At 37.5% G+C, this 357-nt stretch carries 1 pseudogene; it reads left to right on the top strand.

Annotation, left to right across the window (positions count from 1 at the left end):
- Window positions 1-357 (top strand): annotated as a pseudogene (locus HC176_RS17830) (IS3 family transposase); the annotation flags it as partial.

The following is a 357-nucleotide window of genomic DNA, read 5'->3' as shown; positions in this document are numbered from 1 at the left end:
AGCTCTATGAAGGTATTGGGATCAGCAAACAAGCTGTACATCAATATGCAAGGAGACAAACTGTGTTTGATCATCGTTTGATGGAGTTAATGTCTGAAGCTGATGATATTCGTAGAGACCATCCTGGTTGTGGGGTGGAGAAAATGTATTATACTTTAAAGCCTGACTTTATTGGGAGAGACCGTTTTGTAGAGACCTTCATGCAATTAGGATATCGTCTGAAAAGAAAAAAAAATTACAGACGCACTACTATTGCCGGTAAGATTTACTACCCCAATAAAATAAAAGGAGTAGAGATCAATGCACCTTCGGTAGTGTGGCAAAGTGATATTACTTATTATAAAGTAGGAGACAAAT

It is taken from the genome of Tamlana crocina (assembly GCF_012037625.1).
This window is presented reverse-complemented; position numbering and strand designations above follow the sequence as displayed.